Source organism: Streptococcus sp. UBA3373 (genome assembly GCF_002360305.1).
Lineage (GTDB): Bacteria > Bacillota > Bacilli > Lactobacillales > Streptococcaceae > Streptococcus > Streptococcus alactolyticus.
On sequence record NZ_DEQF01000053.1, the window covers coordinates 1 to 1,580 of the forward strand.

2 protein-coding genes are annotated in these 1,580 nt (G+C 38.5%); both read left to right on the forward strand.

What is annotated here, in order from left to right; genetic code table 11:
• The first annotated feature begins 58 nt into the window (after positions 1-58).
• Positions 59-364, forward strand: a complete 306-nt coding sequence (locus tag B3R79_RS06745; RefSeq protein WP_168261235.1) for a hypothetical protein — start codon at positions 59-61, stop codon at positions 362-364.
• A gap of 20 nt (positions 365-384) precedes the next feature.
• A partial coding sequence (locus B3R79_RS06750) for an SEC10/PgrA surface exclusion domain-containing protein (RefSeq protein ID WP_293695870.1) occupies positions 385-1,580 on the forward strand: 1,196 nt, incomplete at its 3' end.

Consider the following 1,580-nt stretch of genomic DNA (forward strand, 5'->3'; position numbering starts at 1 on the left):
AAATTTAACTAGCACCACGGGTAGTTAGTGATAAATGGTAAGGAGATAACGAAATTCTATGAATCGCAAACAATTACTAACATCTGCCGCTATTACTGTTGCACTTGCTGGTGTTAGCGTTAAATCAACAACTCATGTACCGCTGATGAAATTGATGACGCTTCTGTTGAAACACAAGCGCAAGTATCTGATTCTCTTGATACTGTCAAAGAAGAGGTCGATACCGCTAAAGCTGATGCTGACACAGCACAAGCCGCTACTGACTCTCAACAAGAAATTGTTAATAACGCTCAAACAAACGCTGATAAAGCTCAAGATGAAGTTAACAAAGCAAACCAAGCTGTATCTGATCAACAAGACGTAGTATCTGACGCAAATCAAACCATGGCTGATACTAAAGCTGATGTTGATGCCGCTCAAAATGCTGTTGATACGGCACAAAAGATTGTTGATGGTGAACAATCAGACGCTGATGCGCAAAAAGCACTTGATGATGCTAAAGCAAACGAACAAGCAGCTAGCGACGCAGTTAACAACGCAACGGCTGATAAAGCCGCTACAGAAAAAGCAGATAGTGATCGTCAAGCGGCTATTGATGACGCAAAAGCTGATGTAGAAAAAGCAACTCAAACAGATACAGGCGCTATTTCACAAGAAATCGCAGACGCAAATAAAACAATTGCCGATAGCGACGCCACTATTGCTGACGCTGATAAAACAATCGCAGAAGCAGATAAAACAATTTCTGAAAACACAGATAAAATCAAAGAAATTGAAAAAAATACTGCAACAACACCAACAGCTCCAAAACCAACATTACCTGAAGGTTATGATTTGGATGGTACTGGCGGATATACATCCATGGAAGAAGCCCAAAAGGCGACAATGGAGTTGAACAAATCATATCAAATTCCCGCATTTAATGTTCAAACAAATACAACAGAAGCTGACCGCAATACAACTGTTGATATTTCAAACCCAATATCAGAACAACTTAAAGAAATTAATGAATATGCGGCTCAAGTAATTAATGATTTGCGTAAACAACTTGGTAAACCAGCAGTTACTATTTCAACAAACTCTATCAATGTTGTTACTCAAGTTGCTAAACAATACGAAGCTGATAACTGGTTTGCTTTTGATAATAAAGGTCATGATGAATCTGCTCTAAAAACTGGTGCAGCCGCCGCAAATTCTGCATATAGTTCAGAATGTATAGCATCAACAAACACAGACAGTCGTTATATGACTATGGCTCAAATCAAACAAGACATTTATGAAGCTATTACTCTCATGGTATTTTCTAGTGATGAACTTCATCACGCTGAAATTATTCTTGAAGAAACAGCGCAAATGGGTGTAACATACAGCTTCTTCTCTAATTATAAAGGTCTTGGTGATTTCGCACAAATTCACTTTGTATTAAGTGTTCCACTCGCAGGAAATACTGATGCAAATGATACTGCTGATTACGTAACAACTTACGAACAAGCAGAAGAAACAGCAAAAGCTGAGCAAGCTAAACAAATCGCTAAATATCAAGACGCTATCACATCTGCAACTGCAACTAAGAAAGAAGC

What these genes read in the sequence shown, in the direction of transcription:
- B3R79_RS06745 (WP_168261235.1), top strand. Translation starts at nt 59, where the DNA reads ATGAATCGCAAACAATTACTAACATCTGCCGCTATTACTGTTGCACTT.